Raw genomic sequence first — 15,954 nt, forward strand, 5'->3', positions numbered from 1 at the left:
GAAGAATAGGTTTTGAGGTTTTTATTATGAGAGTGGTTTAGAGAAGTGTGAAAATGGATCGATGTGTTGCTCCACATGTTATACTGTTTATAAAAGTAGTGAGAAAGAGGCGGCGGGGATGTTCACAAAAATCGTTGATGATGAGATTTCTCTGAAACTAAAAGAATATCAGGATAACGTAGAGTTCTTCCAACTGATCGATGCTTCGCGTAAGCATCTTCGTCCATTTATGGTATGGGTAAATAGTGTTCAGTCCGTGGAGAACGTGGAGGAAGTGACGCAACAGCATCTGCTTGAATTCGTAAACAAGAAAGCGATGCATTGCCTGATTCTTTACAAAGGAAAAATTGCCGGTAGTATCAGTCTTCAGGATTTCGATTGGACGACCCGGTCAGCTGAAATTGGCTACTGGCTGGGTAGTGACTTTACAGGCCGAGGTATCATGACCCGGTCTGTCAGTACATTGCTGGATTATGCCTTTAGTGAGCTGGATTTACATAAAGTAGAAATCTGGGCAGCCGAAGAGAATACAAAAAGTCGACAGATTCCTGAAAGACTAGGCTTTACACAAGAAGGTAAACGGCGGGATAATGAATATATTAATGGAAAGTATCTGACGATGGTCATATATGGTTTGCTTAAGGATGAGTGGCAGCAAATGAAGTATGTTTTTTAACATCCAATAATGTAAAAAAACGCTGGCTACGCCTTCCTTTTTTAAGAGAGGTGTAGTTTTCTTTTATTATGAACATTAATTATGATAATAAATTGTATTTGGTGCCGAACAACTTAAAATAAGTGCTGTTTTTCCTTGATCATATCGTTCTTTCACACATTCAGACTTCGAAGAAGAACTAAACCTGTCGAACATCACTATTTTCGACACATTCTCAACTCACCATAACTTCGAATCAACTGAACATCAAGGCATTCTTCAACGTAATTACTACCCTAAACAGCCCCAAAAAAATCCCAGCCTGAAAAATACCAGAAAGGAATTTGGTGTGTGATAGCAACATTTTTCATAGGCTTTCGAAGCAGTTTTTTTCATTTAAGTATATGGGATTATTATTCAGTGAGGATATGTTATGATTAATTGTGAACGTTGTATGATAAATGAATGAATTTATTGTAAATTTAACTCAGTGAGGTTTGTTTATGAGAAACTGTATGATCGTCATACCTGTATTAAATCCGAATGAGGCTTTCCTGCCTTATGTTGAACAACTGATAAAGGAACAATTTCCCTTTATCGTCATCGTAAATGATGGCAGCTCGAAAGATAAGATACCAATTTTTGATGAGCTGTCTGAGTTGCCCGAAGTGACTGTATTGACCCATGCTGTCAATCTAGGTAAGGGGCGCGCTTTGAAAAACGCCTTCAATTATATAATGAATGAACCCGAGTTTGTTACATATGATGGTGTGATCACAGTCGATGGGGATGGACAGCACGAAATTGATGACGTGATCGCACTTTGCCGTAAATTGGAAGAAAAAAACGATGAGTTGGTGCTGGGCGTCAGACTTTTCGATAAAGAAAACGTGCCCTGGACAAATCGTATGGGGAACGGGATTACCAAGCATCTTTTTGGGCTCTTATATGGCAAAAAAATAAATGATACGCAGACGGGACTAAGAGGGCTGCCTGCCGACATGTTATCGCATTTTGTAGGAATCGAAGGTGAGCGTTACAGTTATGAAACGAATATGCTGATTGTCGCGGTTCAAAGCGGCATGGCATTGACAGAAATTCCCATAGAAACAGTATATTTAGATGATAATAAAGAGAGTCATTTCAACAAAGTAAAAGATTCAGTGGACATTTATATGTTGCTTTTCAAAAATTTTTTTAAGTTTATCAGTGTTTCTTTAACATCCTTTTTGATTGATCTCTCATTTTTTCAAATCTTTCTTCTGGTATTCAGTTTTTTAATTAAAAGAAACCAGATTATCACAGCCACTATTTTAGCTCGAGGTATATCCAGTTTATTCAACTTTACGCTGAATAAGAAATGGGTATTTGAAAGTGACCGCGAGTGGAAACAGACCTTTTTCAGTTATTATGCACTTGTGGCCGTGACAGCAATCGTATCGGGACTTAGTGTGTACTGGCTGTTCAAGTTGACGAGCATCGAGGAACTGGTTTTAAAGATTTTCATTGATGCGATCCTGTTTACTATTAGCTACCGCATTCAAAAGTCACTGATTTTCACAGCAAAAAAATAAAACTAGTCCCGTCGCTCAAGTATAGGGTAGCTTGGGCGTATGAACTAGTTTTGAGATCAGTTTGAGATTATAGTTTCTGCGGCAAACGAATCGGCGCGAGATTTTGTGACTCCATATTCAATTGCATGGCCTGTATCTAAATAAGTGATCTGTTCTGTGACAGCAATAGGATCATTTCTATCGACATTCAGATAGCGCGCTTCTTCGTCGTCAGCTTTTTTGACAGTGAAGAGGCGATGGGCGCTTTGTATATTTAATCCGAGCTCTTTTTTTACGTAATGGTAAATAGAATTCTCCAGATGTTTTTTTTCAAGGCCCGGTACACTTTCTATAGGCATAGCAGCCTTTTCTAAAGCTGCAGGTTTATCATTGATGTACCTTACTCTGTAAATGTTATAAACAAAACTTCCCGGTTTTAGATTCAGCTTGTCCATCACGGTTTCGTCCGCCTGTCTGACATCGAATGCCAAGACTTTACTTGTAACTTTATTGTCGCCTTTACTGTGAGCGGCTGTAAATCCATTTAGCTGATTGATTTGAGTGATCCGCTCGATTTCTTTTTGACTCAAGTCTTTTACAAAAGTACCTGAACCGCGACGCTTGATGATCAGGCCTTCGTCAACTAATAAATCCAGGGCACGCTTGACTGTCATCTTGCTTGTGTTGTAGGCGTCACACAGGTCTTTTTCAAATGGTAGCTGCTCGGTGGCAGTATATTCGCCACTTACGATTTTATTTTTAATATCAGTATATATTTCTTCATATTTTTTCATAACGCACCACACCTTCTATTATAGTTGATTCACAATGTTTAATATAACACACCAAATCCTATACAATATGCCAATTTGTGACAACTATAAATATATCTGTTTTATAAAATAACACGCTTTATACTTGTTATGATATACTTAATAAAAGTAAAAATCAAGCACTTGGAGGGACTATTATGTTAAAAACAATTAAAAACAAACTGATTGTGTCTTGTCAAGCTCTTTCGGATGAACCCCTTTATAGTTCATTCATAATGGGACGTATGTCCAGAGCAGCAACCGAAGGCGGGGCGTCAGCGATACGAGCAAATTCCAAGGAAGATATCGTTGAAATAAAGAAGCAGACTGATCTGCCGATTATTGGATTGGTCAAACGTCATTATCAGGGCGTTAATGTCTACATTACAGCAACAATAAAAGAAGTGGATGAACTGATTGATGCCGGGTGTGACATGATTGCCTTGGATGCCACGAAACAAGAACGACCTGATGGAGAAACGCTGGAAGAATTCGTCAAGGCTATACGTAAAAAATATGATGATGTACTTTTGATGGCCGATACTTCCACCGTCCTGGAAGGAGTAGAAGCTGAGCGGTTGGGATTTGACGTGGTCTCTACAACGCTTGTAGGATATACAAGTTATACAGAAGATCAGTCGCTGTTTGAAGACGATTACGCGATGCTGAAAGAGTACGTTGAAAAAATAAGTATACCGGTCATCGCCGAGGGAAATGTAAAAACTCCTAAGCGGGCCAAAGCAGTCCTTGACCATGGCGCTTATGCTGTCGTGGTGGGCAGTGCAATAACGAGACCTCAAGTGATCACACAGCGGTTCATTAAAGAAATAGAGAGTTGAGCAAGATTGTATAAAAGAATAACCCTGTAGTATTTACTTAGACTATTTACTACAGGGTTGAATATTTTCTATCTGTGTTATTTTATTTCCTTACATCCTTGATCTGATCTAATTTTTCGATATCTTCTTTTGAAATTTCAAAGTCAAGCTGTCTGTTTTCAATGATCCGTTTTTCGTGAGTCGACTTTGGAAGAGGAAGTGTATCTTTTTCTAAACAATAACGGATAGCTAATTGTGCGACAGTGGCATCATATTTTTTGGCCATTTCTTTCAACTCAGTCAAACCTAAAATATCCCCAGTAGCTAAGGGTGAATAAGCTTCGACGACGATATTATTCTCTTTACAAAACGATATCAGTTCCTCTTGATCTTTACCGATGTAAAAAGGGATTTGATTTGCATGAGGCACAATGTCGCATTTATCTAAAATCGGTTTTAAATTTTCAATTTCAAAATTTGAGACACCGATCGCTTTGATTTTTCCTTCATTATATAATTTCTCCATTGCTTTAAAAGACTGTATATTTGCTTCTGTATAATCTGCACCCTTTTCACCCCAAGGCCATGGTGCATGAATGAGGTAAAGATCTAGATAATCCACACCTAAATTTGTGATCGTGGTATTGAACGCTTCAACTGTCTCATCATAACCCTTTGTTTCTGCAGGCAGTTTACTTGTAATAAAAACATTTTCCCGATTTATGTTAAAGTCACGGATCGCCTTGCCCACATTTTCCTCATTCTTATAAGCCAGAGCTGTGTCGATATGGGTATAGCCATTTTTCAAAGCCATTGTAACGGAGTCGTAAGCTTCTTCATTTGGGATCTGCCATGTACCAAATCCGATACTTGGAATGGTGACACCGTTGTGAAAAGTAAAGTTCTCTTTAGACATATTTTTATTCCTCCTAAATATAGTTATCCCTAATAAGTATAACGTAAAAAGATTGAAAATGCTTACTTAAGGTTTCTAAAGTCATTTGTAATCGACTAAAAGGAGAAATTCTCCGTCAATAACCGTCTGCTCTTCGATTTCAATTCGATTAACGATAACAATCAGGCGGTAGTCATCCGTTTCTTCGGTCCACTGCATGTCTTCAAGCGGTCGCGTAAGAGGCATTTCATTTGCTGCCGGTACTTCATCGACCAATTCCGATAAGTCCTGCTGGAGAAGAACTGTATCATTTCCTAAAAGCTGAAAGCAGAGGTTTTCGCTTTCTTCAAGGATTCTAATGGCAAAAGCGTTGCGATTCAATGTAATCGTATCATTGTTCAGTTGATAAGTTGAAACGTCCCCAACTTCATCGATACCTTCAGTTGAAAGGACAAGAGGGTCTATCATATCGCGTTCGATATAGGCATACGCTGGGCGTGTGACATCTAAATTTTCGTTGCTATCAAAATAGTAGTAATCAGAACTGAAACCAAAAGTACTCTCAAAGTCAGACGGGTAACTGAAATCATCAGGCAGCCAGTCTAAACACCCAAGTTTTTCCTGCTGGCTCAAGTAATTCATACTGTAACTGAAAGACACTTTTTCATCAGCCGTCAATTTATCGACTAGGGTAGTCACTTGTCCTGAATCATCGATATGAGGTTTGGCAAGTTTGTTTATCTTGGCGGTCTGGTTGGTGACCCCGATCGAAACAGCATCAATGATAGGTAAAATGGAGACAATGCCTAAACCGATCAGAAAATAAGGAATAAAGAATTTTTTAGAAGTGAAAAAAGTATAAATCAGGGTACTGACTATAGAGAACAGTCCAAAAAGTAATACGAAATAACGGCCATGTGTCAGTCCGATTTCTGCGGTTTTCATACCTGAAGAAACAGTCTGGAAAATCGCAATGACGAGTAGTAGATAAGGATAAAAACGAATAAATAAACGGGAAATCCTTTTTGTAATTTTTTCAGATAAAAACAGCGTGATGATTCCGATGACTGTATAACTGATCAGCATAGGTTCCAGTAAATTATCCTGCCAGAAATCACTTGAAATATTCATCAGGATGTAAACGATCAGGATCAAGCTGAAAATAAGGAGCAGGGGGGTAATGACATAGGCAACCAGGATTTCAAGTAAAGACATCATCTCTTTTGCTTTATCGATGTCTTTTGTATGCTTTTCTTCATCAAATACCGGTAATTGAGACAGAAAATAAACGGGAGTGATAAATTGAAAGATAACTGCAGCACTATAAGCAAACCACCGGTAGTTTAAATTGAAAATCAGTGTCGTGTACGCAGAAAGTACGGCATTGACGCCAATAAATAAAATAAGTAAAACCAGCACACTGGAAAAGAAAGCTTTAATATAGATGATGAGTGAATCACTGAACGTCAGCCGATGGTTAAGCGTGGGCAGCACGATCAGTAACAAGGTGACAATAAAGTAAATGACGACTGTCCGCACCTGACCTGACTGATTGAAATCCATGGGTGCCTGGCGCAAATAAAAATAGTAACTTACCGGTAATATAAGACTGGACAGTTTAAAGATAAAAGTCCGAGCTTGGGTCACCTTGAATATTTCAGAAATAAGTTGAATGGAGACAAGAAGCAGTACACTTAACCCCAAGCTGATCAACTGATCAGTAAAATTTAAATCACCTTCTGAGTGAATGATCAGAAACGTTAGAGTGAGTGCTGCGACGAGTGATATGATAGCTAAAGGAAAGCGTGAAAAAGATTTCAGCCACAATATTTTTCTGTCTGTAAACCACTGTTTTATCAACATAAGGCATCTCCTTTCAACAAGTTTATATGTTCACTAATTTTACGTTTTTCTGACAGATTTAGCAATGATTTGAACGGGTCGAAAAAAGTCATCCCAACCGAGATCAAAAAATCACTGTATTATTTGCAGCACTTTAAACAAGTGAGCTGCATAAATTTTTGTGAATAATCGAATAAGTCAGGGTACATTTATTAACGATTTAGTGTATACTTACTATATTGATATATAGGGTGGCGGAGTGATAGCATGAAAAAATGGGTATTCTCTTTTTTAATAGCTTTTTTAGCAGCCTTTCTTTTATTCATACCTGTTCATTCGCTTCATCGCGAATACAATGAACAATTGATCGAAGAAGAACATACGGCCGCAAGCAAACACTTAGATCAGGTGGAAAATGACATAAAAGCACGACTTGACAGCAGTCTGTTTTACGCAGACTTTTTTGAGATGATCGTAAGTCAAAATCCCGGTATAGGAGAACATGAACTGCTGAAGTACAGCAAACTTATTGTGGAGCGTAACCCCCTCATCGATAGTGTCAGTTTAGCTAAGGATGGTATTATAAATTTTATTTATCCGTTAAAAGGGAACGAAGAAATGATTGGTTTCAATTTGACAGCGGATTCAAAAGAAAAGATCTTTTTGAAAAAGGCACTGAAAGAACCTAACAGCGTGGCACAAGCGCCAGTCAAAACTGTTCAGGGAAGCAATAAAATTTTCAATCGGAAACCTGTGATCATCAAAGATACAGGGGTTGAAGAAATTTGGGGTTTCGCTAATGTGGTGATCGATTTCGATAAGTTAGTGGAGAGTACTTTGTTACCTGACCAGATATACATGTTTGAATCAGCCATAGTCGTCGAATCAGAATGGGCCGAACCGATGATTTTTGGAGATCCGGCTATTTTTGAAGGAGATGCGTTAAGAACTTCTATTCATCTGCCGGAACATACTTGGAAAATTGCCACGCTGCCGATCGGTGGATGGAGCAGTGACGAAAATTATCACCGATTGGAAACCGTTGTGTTTTACTTCTTCATACTTATTATATTCTTTCTGGTTATGTTTTTCGTTCTACAGTACTTCAAAAAACGAGAACTTTCACGGATAGATGCTTTGACTCAATTACTTAACAAAAAAACATTTGAAATGCTGGTCAAGAAAATATTGCAAAGGTCCAAAAATAAGAATGGCTTGCTTTTAATGGATTTTAATAACTTCAAAGAGATCAATGATACGTATGGTCATTTAGTTGGGGATCACATACTGACTATCAGTGCAAAACGTCTGATGAACTGTTTGAAAAAGGGGGATGTCATAGGTCGAATTGGAGGAGATGAAATAATGATTTTCGTTAAAGACGTAGAGACAGAAGATTTAAAAGTTATCAGTGAACGTGTCGTGCAGCAGGTCGAAAAGCCTGTTTCTTTAAATGGTTCAACCATCGTACCATCTGTTTCGATCGGGTTCATGCTGGTTGAGCGATGGCTGCCATTCAATGAAATTTATGAAAATGTTGATAAAAAAATGTATCGTGAAAAGTCCAAGAAAAAAATGGAAAAAGTGACATCAAACCCCTGTTTTGAAACAGATTACTGATCCAGCCAATTCTGTTAAAGGATTTTCTCCAGTTCTATTTTTTGAAATCATGAGACCTTTCAAGGTAATCTAAAGGTACAAGTCAATCTTTGAAAGGAGAAATATCATGAAATTGAAAGATAAAGTTGCTTTAGTGTTTGGCGGAACGTCAGGCATTTTAGAGGCTGCAGCAAAAGCATTTGCCGATTAAGGAGCCAAAGTCGTTGTTTGTGGTCGGGATAGAGATGATGGTCAAAGGATCGTTGACGAAATCAGAGCCAAAAATCAGGAAGCACTTTTTGCAGAAGTCGATATAACAGAAAGCACCGAAATTAAAAAGGCAGTGGATAAAACGCTTGAGCAATATAACCAGATCGATATTCTTTATAATGGAGCAGGTATTCATGACAAGTACAAAACAGCCGGAGAAGTAGAAGAAGATGAGTATGAAAAACTGATGGCCGTTAATGTCAAGGGACCTTATCTAGCTGCAAAAGCAGTCATCCCGCATTTTCTGGAAAGAGGAGGCGGTATTATAATAAATGTCGGCTCACAAGCGTCTCACGTTGCCGGGCCGGGCGGTTCAGCTTACGTCACATCCAAACACGCCATAAAAGGTTTCACTAAGCAGTTGGCTTATGATTATGGTCAGCAAGGAATCCGAGCTAATCTATTGGCACCTGGCTATATCGATACGCCAATGACGGAAGGCATCCAGGATGAACGACTGAATGATATACCCGCTGGACGTGCCGGGAAACCCGAAGAAGTTGCTGCACTGGCAGTATTTTTAGCTTCAGATGATTCCAGCTATATGCATGGAACAACGGTAACGATGGACGGTGGCTGGGTCGTCGGGAGATAACAAATAGAAAATAAAAGGCTGGAGGTTTCCGGCCTTTTATTTGTAATGAAAAGGTTTAGATAATGGAAGCAGTCAGTGTTGCGGTAGAATGTCAATACCTCCCTCAGTAAAATCGGTTAACTAGGTCTGTCTTTGTTCGCGTAAACACAATATAATCGCTTTTTTTATAAAAATATCTGAATATCGCTTTATTTATTCCTTTATTTTTGTTAAACTATTCACATAAAGAAGGTTAGGAGAGATTACTATGAAAAAAATCATGAATGCTCTGCACTTTATTTTTCGGAATGGTGAAACCTGGACAGTCAATCGTGAAACGATCGGAGACTTGTGGATCAAACAAGTGACAACGAGTTTTGGTCGTATAGACGGTGGAGAATTTGAAGAGATCCATCCATGTGAATCATTGAGGATCGAAATATACAAAGAAGCAGACCATGTAAATTCTGACGATATCAACAAAGGCGGACTGGAAGCGGGGATGTTTGCCCGCATCAAACAGTTCAAGGATATTGAAAAGATGGATATTCTATATCGCGATACCAAAAATGGTGAAAAGCGTATGAATGTTGAAAAAGACACCATTTATTTCCCTTATGAAGCGCTCGATACTGATGGTCATGACAACGCACACCAAACTTCGAAAGTCATGAACGAGACGCTTTATATCGTTATCGACCCTGAGAAAACTGTCGAGGAAATTTATCCGGAAACAGGCTCTTCTCATTCCTAATGTGTTCCCTTACCTCAGCCAGATGAATAACCCTCATCTGGCTGTTTTTTTTGCTTAAAAATTGTATTTCAATAGATCAATCGGTACAATAAGTATGAAGAAAAAGGAGGATCAGCATGACGAATGAGAAATATAGACGACCTTTTACTTTCAAGAGTGGCCAGACTTTGAAAAATCGATTTGTAATGGCACCGATGACCACTAAAATGAGCTTTTATGACGGTGTGATCACAGAAGATGAAAAACGTTATTATCAGATGAGAAGTAAAGAAGTTGGAGCCGTGATCACTGCAGCCGCGAATGTGTCTGAAAATGGTAAAGGCTGGGAGGGTGAGCTTGGCGTTCACGATGACAAGCATATCGCTGGACTCAGTGAATTAGCTTCTTCCATCAAAGTTAATGGAACAAAAGCCATTTTACAACTTTATCATGGCGGACGTATGACACACGCGTCTGTCTTGAAAGGGATGCAGCCTGTTGCTCCAAGTTCTGTGAAGGCACTGAGACCCGATTCGGAGATGCCGAGAGGACTTGAAGAAGAAGAAATCGTTCAAATCATTGATGACTTCAAAGGAGCGGCAATACGTGCGGCTAAAGCGGGGTTCGATGGAGTAGAACTTCATGGAGCGAATACTTATCTCATCCAGCAGTTTTTCTCACCGCATTCAAACAGACGATCAGACAAGTGGGGCGGCAGCAGGGATAAGCGGTTCAGGTTCATCGATGAACTGGTGGACAGCGTGACTGCTGCTGTGGAAGAAATAACCACAGACCCTTTCATCGTCGGCTACCGGTTTTCTCCGGAAGAGATCGAAGATCCTGGGATACGCTTTAATGATACCCTTTATCTTATAGAACAACTTTGTCAGAAACCGTTGGACTACCTGCATGTTTCACTTAGACACTACGACCAGGTCTCACAGTCAAAAGACTATAAAGACCAGCCCATACTCAAGTATTTACACGAGCAGATAAATGGCCGTGTGCCTCTTATTTCAGTCGGTGATATAAGAACAGGGGAAGATGCTGAAAAAGCACTGAAAAACAGTGAGCTTGCTGCTGTTGGACGTGTTTTGCTGTCCGATCCCAACTGGATCAATAAAGTCATGGAAGATAAAGAAGACATGATTCGTTATGATGTGACTGAAGAAGAACGCGATCTTCTGGCTTTGACGAACGGTGTCTGGGGATTCATGCAGGGCATGATGCCGGAACGTTTAAAATAAGTATTGTAACGTATTGAGGCAGAAATGAGGTGGTTCAAAAGGAAGTGAGTATTTGTTAAAACGATTATACACCAAATTTCAACAATTTATCGATTACTTTCTTTTTGGACTGATTACAGCGGTTCTTGCCATCGGTATTTTTTATGTCATGAATGTATGGGTTGGTCTGCAGTATTTACTGGCGAATATTATTTCGGTCATTACAGCGATCCTTTTTTCTTATACTGTGAACAAACGCTATGTCTTTAAGACGAAAACGCGCACTTGGAAACAATCACTCAGAGAGTTCGGCTTGTTTGTTTCAGTGAAGATGTCAGGATCCCTGCTGAACATGCTCGGTTTATTTGTATTCGTACAGTTCTTGAATATGAATCCTACTTGGGCTAAAATCGTCCTGGAACTAACGATTGCCTCGCTGAGTTATTTAATCAGCAGGAACTTGATTTTCAAGAAAATAACGGAACTGGAAGGAAGAGACGAATGAAAAAAGCGTTGATCAATATCGATTATACGATAGATTTTGTTGCAGACGGTGGCGCGTTGACCAGTGGTGAGCCGGGGCAGGCAATCCATGACAACATCCTTGAACTGACAAAGGAGTTTTATAATACGGGAGATTTTATTGCTTTCACAATCGATAAGCATACAAAGAATGATCCCTATCATCCTGAGACCGGCTTATTTCCAGCTCATAATATCGAAGGAACAAAAGGACGTCTACTTTACGGGGAATTAGAGGACTATTATCAGGAAATAAAAGAAGCTGAAAACGTATATTACACGGATAAAACCCGTTACAGTGCCTTTCAAGGGACGGATCTGGAAACGAAGTTAAGAGAACGCGAGATTACTGAAGTGCATCTCGTAGGGGTTTGCACAGACATATGCGTATTGCATACGGCTGTGGATGCTTATAATAAAGGATTTTCCATTGTTATTCATAAAGATTGTGTGGCCAGTTTTAATCAGACAGGACACGAATGGGCTCTCGGACACTTCCAGGAAACACTCGGCGCAGCTATCGTTTAACTGTTCAAATGAAATACAACAGCCCCTGTTCACTCATTTTTTAAATGGGTCGACAGGGGCTGTTTTTCAGCTGAATTGGATATAAATACTTAAATCGAATGGTTCTTTTTCTTCCTCAATGACGACGTGCTGTTCTTCGTTGTAATATTTATAAGGGCCACCTTTTATATAAGCAAAAGCCGTCATCATACTTGTCTGCAAGTAGTGTCTCATATCGGGATTTAGTTCTTTTGGTACTTGGCCTAAGTAAATATTCTCCACATAAAGGTCAAAACCGTTTTTAGTGTTTGGAGTAACCTTGATGTTTGATGTGCAGAAACTTTCATACTTGTAGATCGTTCGCTTTGCAGCTTCAATGTTCTCGTTTTTTTTGCCTATGTAATAACGGTGCGATCGATCTCTTTTAATAATTTTTTTAACGATCAGATCGATGGTTTTCTGATAAGCCGACATGTCGCTGGCTGAGAACAGATGTTTATTTTGAATCGTTAAAATATTGCGTGCTTTCTTTAAAGTGCTGGCTCCAACAAAATCGCTTGAATAAGCCGACTGGTTTTTTACTAAGTATTTTAATCGGTTAAAAAAACTCAAGAGTACTTCTCCTTTCGCATTTTGATCCTTTCGTAACGACTCACCACTAAACAGGATGTGTAAATCCTTTTTTCGCCCTTTTTATGTCTTTATAGATTAAAGAACTGGCAGCAGGGTTCACACTATAATAAAGTAAACTGGAGCTGTATTTATCCTGCCCGGAAATGAAACTGTTTACAAATAAACTCTCTAATAAATATAATCGACAAAAAGAGTTGAACATTAACCTGTTTAATAAAAAGCGACTATACTATTTTAATACAAATAAAGGAAAATGAAAAGGGAAAGGATGTTTATTCTGTTTAAAAGGCGTTTATAGATAAGAAAAATCATCTTCAGGATTTAATGAAAAAAATAAATACCAAAAAAGAAGAAGGCGTTCTGATTTATCTAAAACTTAATGAGTTAATATCCACTTTTAAAGTGCAACCAATTTTGCTTGATAAACTTGAATCATTTAAAGTATTTTAACTTCCAGTAAACTAAAGGGCTTTCTTTCAAACAGGATAGAGAAGCCAGTTATCAGTCACTTAACAAGATTTTTATTTTTGAAAAGATGTTAATATAAAACTAATTTAAATGAGTAATGATTTATAAATGTTATTTTAATAACAAGTAACTTGATTTCACTTCTAATATCTTAACAGTGTTCAAGTCTTATCAATTGCTTCTAAAAAAGTAGTACCTTAATATATTAAGTGTACAAACTAATCGGTGCGTACATATATTATTAAAAACAAGGAGGAATTACGTTGGGCACTTTTGAGTGGAAGAAATATATTAAACGGGGAATCATGCTTTCCTCTATACCTTTAGTACTGGCAGCATGCGCAGATGATACGGAATCGGATACGACGAGTGGAGAGGATCCTTCTGCAAATGATACCGGCGATTCGGGGAATGGGGGAGAAGTTGCCGAACTTGAATTCTGGTCATTCTGGGGTTCAGGATCAAGACGGGAAACCATTGAAGCGATCATAGAAGATTTCAACAGTGAACATGATAACATCAACGTTGAACATGTTTATCAGCCTTGGGGGGATATCTGGACAAAAGCACTGGCAGCCATCGCGGGAGGGAATGCACCTGATGTCATTGTTCAAGACATCAACAGCGTTAGACAACGAGCAGAAGCTGAGCAGGCAACGAATCTTGAAGAATATATTGAAGATGAAAGTTTTTCTGAAAAATTCTACCCTCAATTATGGGACACCGTACTTTATGAGGATGAAGCATATGGCGTACCATTCAATACGGACACGCAAGTTATTTTTTACAATAAAGATGCTTTTGAAGAAGCCGGACTCGACCCTGAAAATCCACCAGCAACCTGGGCTGAACTTGAAGACGCTGCGCGCGCTTTGGATATTGAATCAGGTGATGGCTATGAACAGATCGGTTTTTACCCTCGCTGGAACATAGGACCGGATGTCTGGACTTTAAATGCAGATGAAGGCGTTTCCTGGTTTGATGATGAAGGAAACGTTGAAATCAATACACCTGAAAAAGTGGCGGCCCTTGAATGGATGCTGGAGTGGCAGGATTACTATGGTCGAGATACCATTAATCAATATGAAGCAGAATTCGGTTCTGGTGTAGCTGATCCATTTATTTCAGGCCTTGTAGCTATGCGGGGACAAAACTTGAACTATTATGTCAATCTTCAGGAAAATGCGCCAGATGATTTAGATTTTGGTGTTTTCCGCTTACCGGAATACGAAGAAGGCAGTGGACACTGGACATGGGGCGGCGGATTTGTTCTGGAAATTCCGGAAAATACCGACAACCCTGAAGAATCCTTTGAATTTATCAAATACCTGACATCAACTGAAGTACAAGAACGCTTTGGTATGAACAGTTTTGATATTATGGCCAATATCGAAGCCAATGAAAACCTGACCACACATCCTGAACTTGGTGAACGTGGTTTAGAGATGTATCAAATGGCTGAGAAAAGTCTGGAAAAAACAGTCATTACACCGGTTCCTTTAACAGCACCGGATTATATTCCGCTGGTCAACACACAGATCGATGCTGCTTTCTTAGGAGAGCTGACAGCTCAAGAAGCTTTGGATGCTGCACAAGAATCTGTTGAGAATCTTGTAGAACAGAATCAGTAACAAAAAATATGAAATCCTGATGACATAAGATAGAGAAAAGGGAGTGAAACCATTCCCTTTTTCTGCTATTTAAAGAAAGGGGTGCAGATGATGAAAAACGCCGATACGTCCCAGTTTAGTAAAGCAATACAAGAAATCAAAACTTTGAAAAAGAAGAACTGGTCGAAAAGAAAGAAGAAAGAAGCATGGTGGGGACTATTGTTTGTTGCGCCATTTATTATCGGATTTTTAGGCTTTATGCTTTTACCGATGCTTTTTTCTTTCTATGGAAGTTTTACGAATTATAATATTACATCGCAGATGGACTTTATCGGACTGGCTAATTTTAAGCGTATGTTCACCCAGGACGAATTATTTACAACCTCTTTATATAACACGGCCTATTACGTCTTGTTCAATGTCCCATTGACAGCGGTCGGCAGTGTGTTTTTAGCCGTATTACTTAATCGCCAAATCTTTGGTATCCGTGCTTTTCGAACAATATTTTACTTACCTGCTGTGTTATCCGGAGTAGCCGTTTATGTCTTATGGATGCAGTTGCTTTCTCCTTCTTCAGGACTTGTCAACACAGTTTTGTCCTGGGTAGGCATTGATGGACCGGCTTGGCTGTTTGATCCTGAATGGACAAAACCTGCTTTGATACTTATGCGGCTATGGAGTGTAGGCGGGTCTATGCTCTTATACCTGGCGACATTGCAGAATGTACCTAAACAGTTATATGAATCAGCAGAAGTGGATGGAGCGGGTTTTACAAGAAAATTTTTCCACATTACACTGCCGCTTATCACGCCGATCATATTTTACGATATAGTCACGTCGACGATTGGTGCCTTCCAGATTTTCCAGGAAGCTTATGTTATGACAGAAGGCGGGACAGGAGGCCCTTCCAATTCACTATTGTTTTACAACCTGCATATGTGGAATAAAGCTTTCGTAGCTTTTGATATGGGGTATGCTATGGCGATGTCGATGATTCTATTCATTATTGTTTTAACTTTAACTTTTATAAACTTGAAATTAGCCCCTAAGTGGGTCAACTATTAGAAATATTAAACCTTTGAAAGGAGGAAAAAAATGGACTTATCTAAACAGGCACCTATAGAACAAGCAGGAAAGAAAGTCAATGAGAAGCATTTTAAAAGCCGTAAACGGCAACAATTTATCGGGAAAATAATCGTGTATATCATATTGATCGCGGTCAGTCTTGTCTTGCTCG

14 protein-coding genes and 1 pseudogene are annotated in these 15,954 nt (G+C 39.0%); 11 read left to right on the forward strand and 4 right to left on the reverse strand.

Annotation, left to right across the window (positions count from 1 at the left end; translation table 11 throughout):
• The first annotated feature begins 118 nt into the window (after window positions 1–118).
• Together AKA01nite_RS00945 and AKA01nite_RS00950 are read left to right on the forward strand one after the other, a co-directional pair.
• Window positions 119–676: a GNAT family N-acetyltransferase gene (locus AKA01nite_RS00945; protein WP_186805045.1), complete on the forward strand. Its 558-nt coding sequence runs from the start codon at window positions 119–121 to the stop codon at window positions 674–676.
• Window positions 677–1,158: 482 nt separating this feature from the next.
• Complete coding sequence (locus AKA01nite_RS00950; protein ID WP_146922896.1) at window positions 1,159–2,229, forward strand: bifunctional glycosyltransferase family 2/GtrA family protein; 1,071 nt, start codon at window positions 1,159–1,161, stop codon at window positions 2,227–2,229.
• A 56-nt stretch (window positions 2,230–2,285) separates the two neighbouring features.
• On the opposite strand, the gene AKA01nite_RS00955 is transcribed toward AKA01nite_RS00950, so the two are convergent.
• Window positions 2,286–3,002: a GntR family transcriptional regulator gene (locus AKA01nite_RS00955; protein ID WP_146922898.1), complete on the reverse strand. Its 717-nt coding sequence runs from the start codon at window positions 3,000–3,002 to the stop codon at window positions 2,286–2,288.
• A 176-nt stretch (window positions 3,003–3,178) separates the two neighbouring features.
• Here AKA01nite_RS00955 and AKA01nite_RS00960 point away from each other — a divergent pair, with 176 nt between their 5' ends.
• Window positions 3,179–3,859 (forward strand): N-acetylmannosamine-6-phosphate 2-epimerase, encoded by a 681-nt coding sequence (locus AKA01nite_RS00960; protein WP_146922900.1) that lies wholly within the window; start codon window positions 3,179–3,181, stop codon window positions 3,857–3,859.
• An 82-nt stretch (window positions 3,860–3,941) separates the two neighbouring features.
• On the opposite strand, the gene AKA01nite_RS00965 is transcribed toward AKA01nite_RS00960, so the two are convergent.
• A complete protein-coding gene (locus AKA01nite_RS00965) occupies window positions 3,942–4,754 on the reverse strand; it encodes an aldo/keto reductase family protein (protein ID WP_146922902.1) in 813 nt (270 codons plus the stop codon).
• Between the two features lie 81 nt (window positions 4,755–4,835).
• Window positions 4,836–6,596, reverse strand: a complete 1,761-nt coding sequence (locus AKA01nite_RS00970) for a DUF4153 domain-containing protein (RefSeq protein WP_146922904.1) — start codon at window positions 6,594–6,596, stop codon at window positions 4,836–4,838.
• A gap of 246 nt (window positions 6,597–6,842) precedes the next feature.
• On the opposite strand from AKA01nite_RS00970, the gene AKA01nite_RS00975 reads away from it, so the two are divergent.
• The 6 genes and pseudogenes from AKA01nite_RS00975 (at window position 6,843) to AKA01nite_RS01000 (ending at window position 12,027) form a co-directional block, all read left to right on the forward strand.
• Window positions 6,843–8,195: a diguanylate cyclase domain-containing protein gene (locus tag AKA01nite_RS00975; RefSeq protein WP_146922906.1), complete on the forward strand. Its 1,353-nt coding sequence runs from the start codon at window positions 6,843–6,845 to the stop codon at window positions 8,193–8,195.
• Window positions 8,196–8,397: 202 nt separating this feature from the next.
• Window positions 8,398–9,039: pseudogene (locus tag AKA01nite_RS00980) on the forward strand (SDR family NAD(P)-dependent oxidoreductase); the annotation flags it as partial.
• 247 nt (window positions 9,040–9,286) lie between these two features.
• Window positions 9,287–9,772, forward strand: a complete 486-nt coding sequence (locus AKA01nite_RS00985) for a hypothetical protein (RefSeq protein ID WP_146922908.1) — start codon at window positions 9,287–9,289, stop codon at window positions 9,770–9,772.
• 116 nt (window positions 9,773–9,888) lie between these two features.
• A complete protein-coding gene (locus AKA01nite_RS00990) occupies window positions 9,889–10,998 on the forward strand; it encodes an NADH-dependent flavin oxidoreductase (RefSeq protein ID WP_146922910.1) in 1,110 nt (369 codons plus the stop codon).
• Between the two features lie 52 nt (window positions 10,999–11,050).
• A complete protein-coding gene (locus AKA01nite_RS00995) occupies window positions 11,051–11,482 on the forward strand; it encodes a GtrA family protein (RefSeq protein WP_146922912.1) in 432 nt (143 codons plus the stop codon).
• On the forward strand, window positions 11,479–12,027 hold the full coding sequence (locus AKA01nite_RS01000) for a cysteine hydrolase family protein (protein ID WP_146922914.1): 549 nt from the start codon (window positions 11,479–11,481) through the stop codon (window positions 12,025–12,027). The genes AKA01nite_RS00995 and AKA01nite_RS01000 overlap by 4 nt, the downstream gene beginning before the upstream one ends.
• A 66-nt stretch (window positions 12,028–12,093) precedes the next feature.
• Here AKA01nite_RS01000 and AKA01nite_RS01005 read toward each other — a convergent pair whose 3' ends face one another.
• Window positions 12,094–12,618 (reverse strand): hypothetical protein, encoded by a 525-nt coding sequence (locus AKA01nite_RS01005; protein WP_146922916.1) that lies wholly within the window; start codon window positions 12,616–12,618, stop codon window positions 12,094–12,096.
• 794 nt (window positions 12,619–13,412) lie between these two features.
• Between AKA01nite_RS01005 and AKA01nite_RS01010 the strand changes: the two genes are divergently transcribed.
• The gene (locus AKA01nite_RS01010; protein ID WP_146923168.1) at window positions 13,413–14,738 is read left to right on the forward strand and encodes an ABC transporter substrate-binding protein; all 1,326 of its coding nucleotides are present in this window, start codon (window positions 13,413–13,415) and stop codon (window positions 14,736–14,738) included.
• A 237-nt stretch (window positions 14,739–14,975) separates the two neighbouring features.
• Window positions 14,976–15,782, forward strand: a complete 807-nt coding sequence (locus tag AKA01nite_RS01015; protein ID WP_146923170.1) for a carbohydrate ABC transporter permease — start codon at window positions 14,976–14,978, stop codon at window positions 15,780–15,782.
• The last annotated feature ends 172 nt before the right edge of the window (window positions 15,783–15,954 follow it).

The organism is Alkalibacterium kapii (assembly GCF_007988865.1).
GTDB classification, from domain to species: domain Bacteria; phylum Bacillota; class Bacilli; order Lactobacillales; family Carnobacteriaceae_A; genus Alkalibacterium; species Alkalibacterium kapii.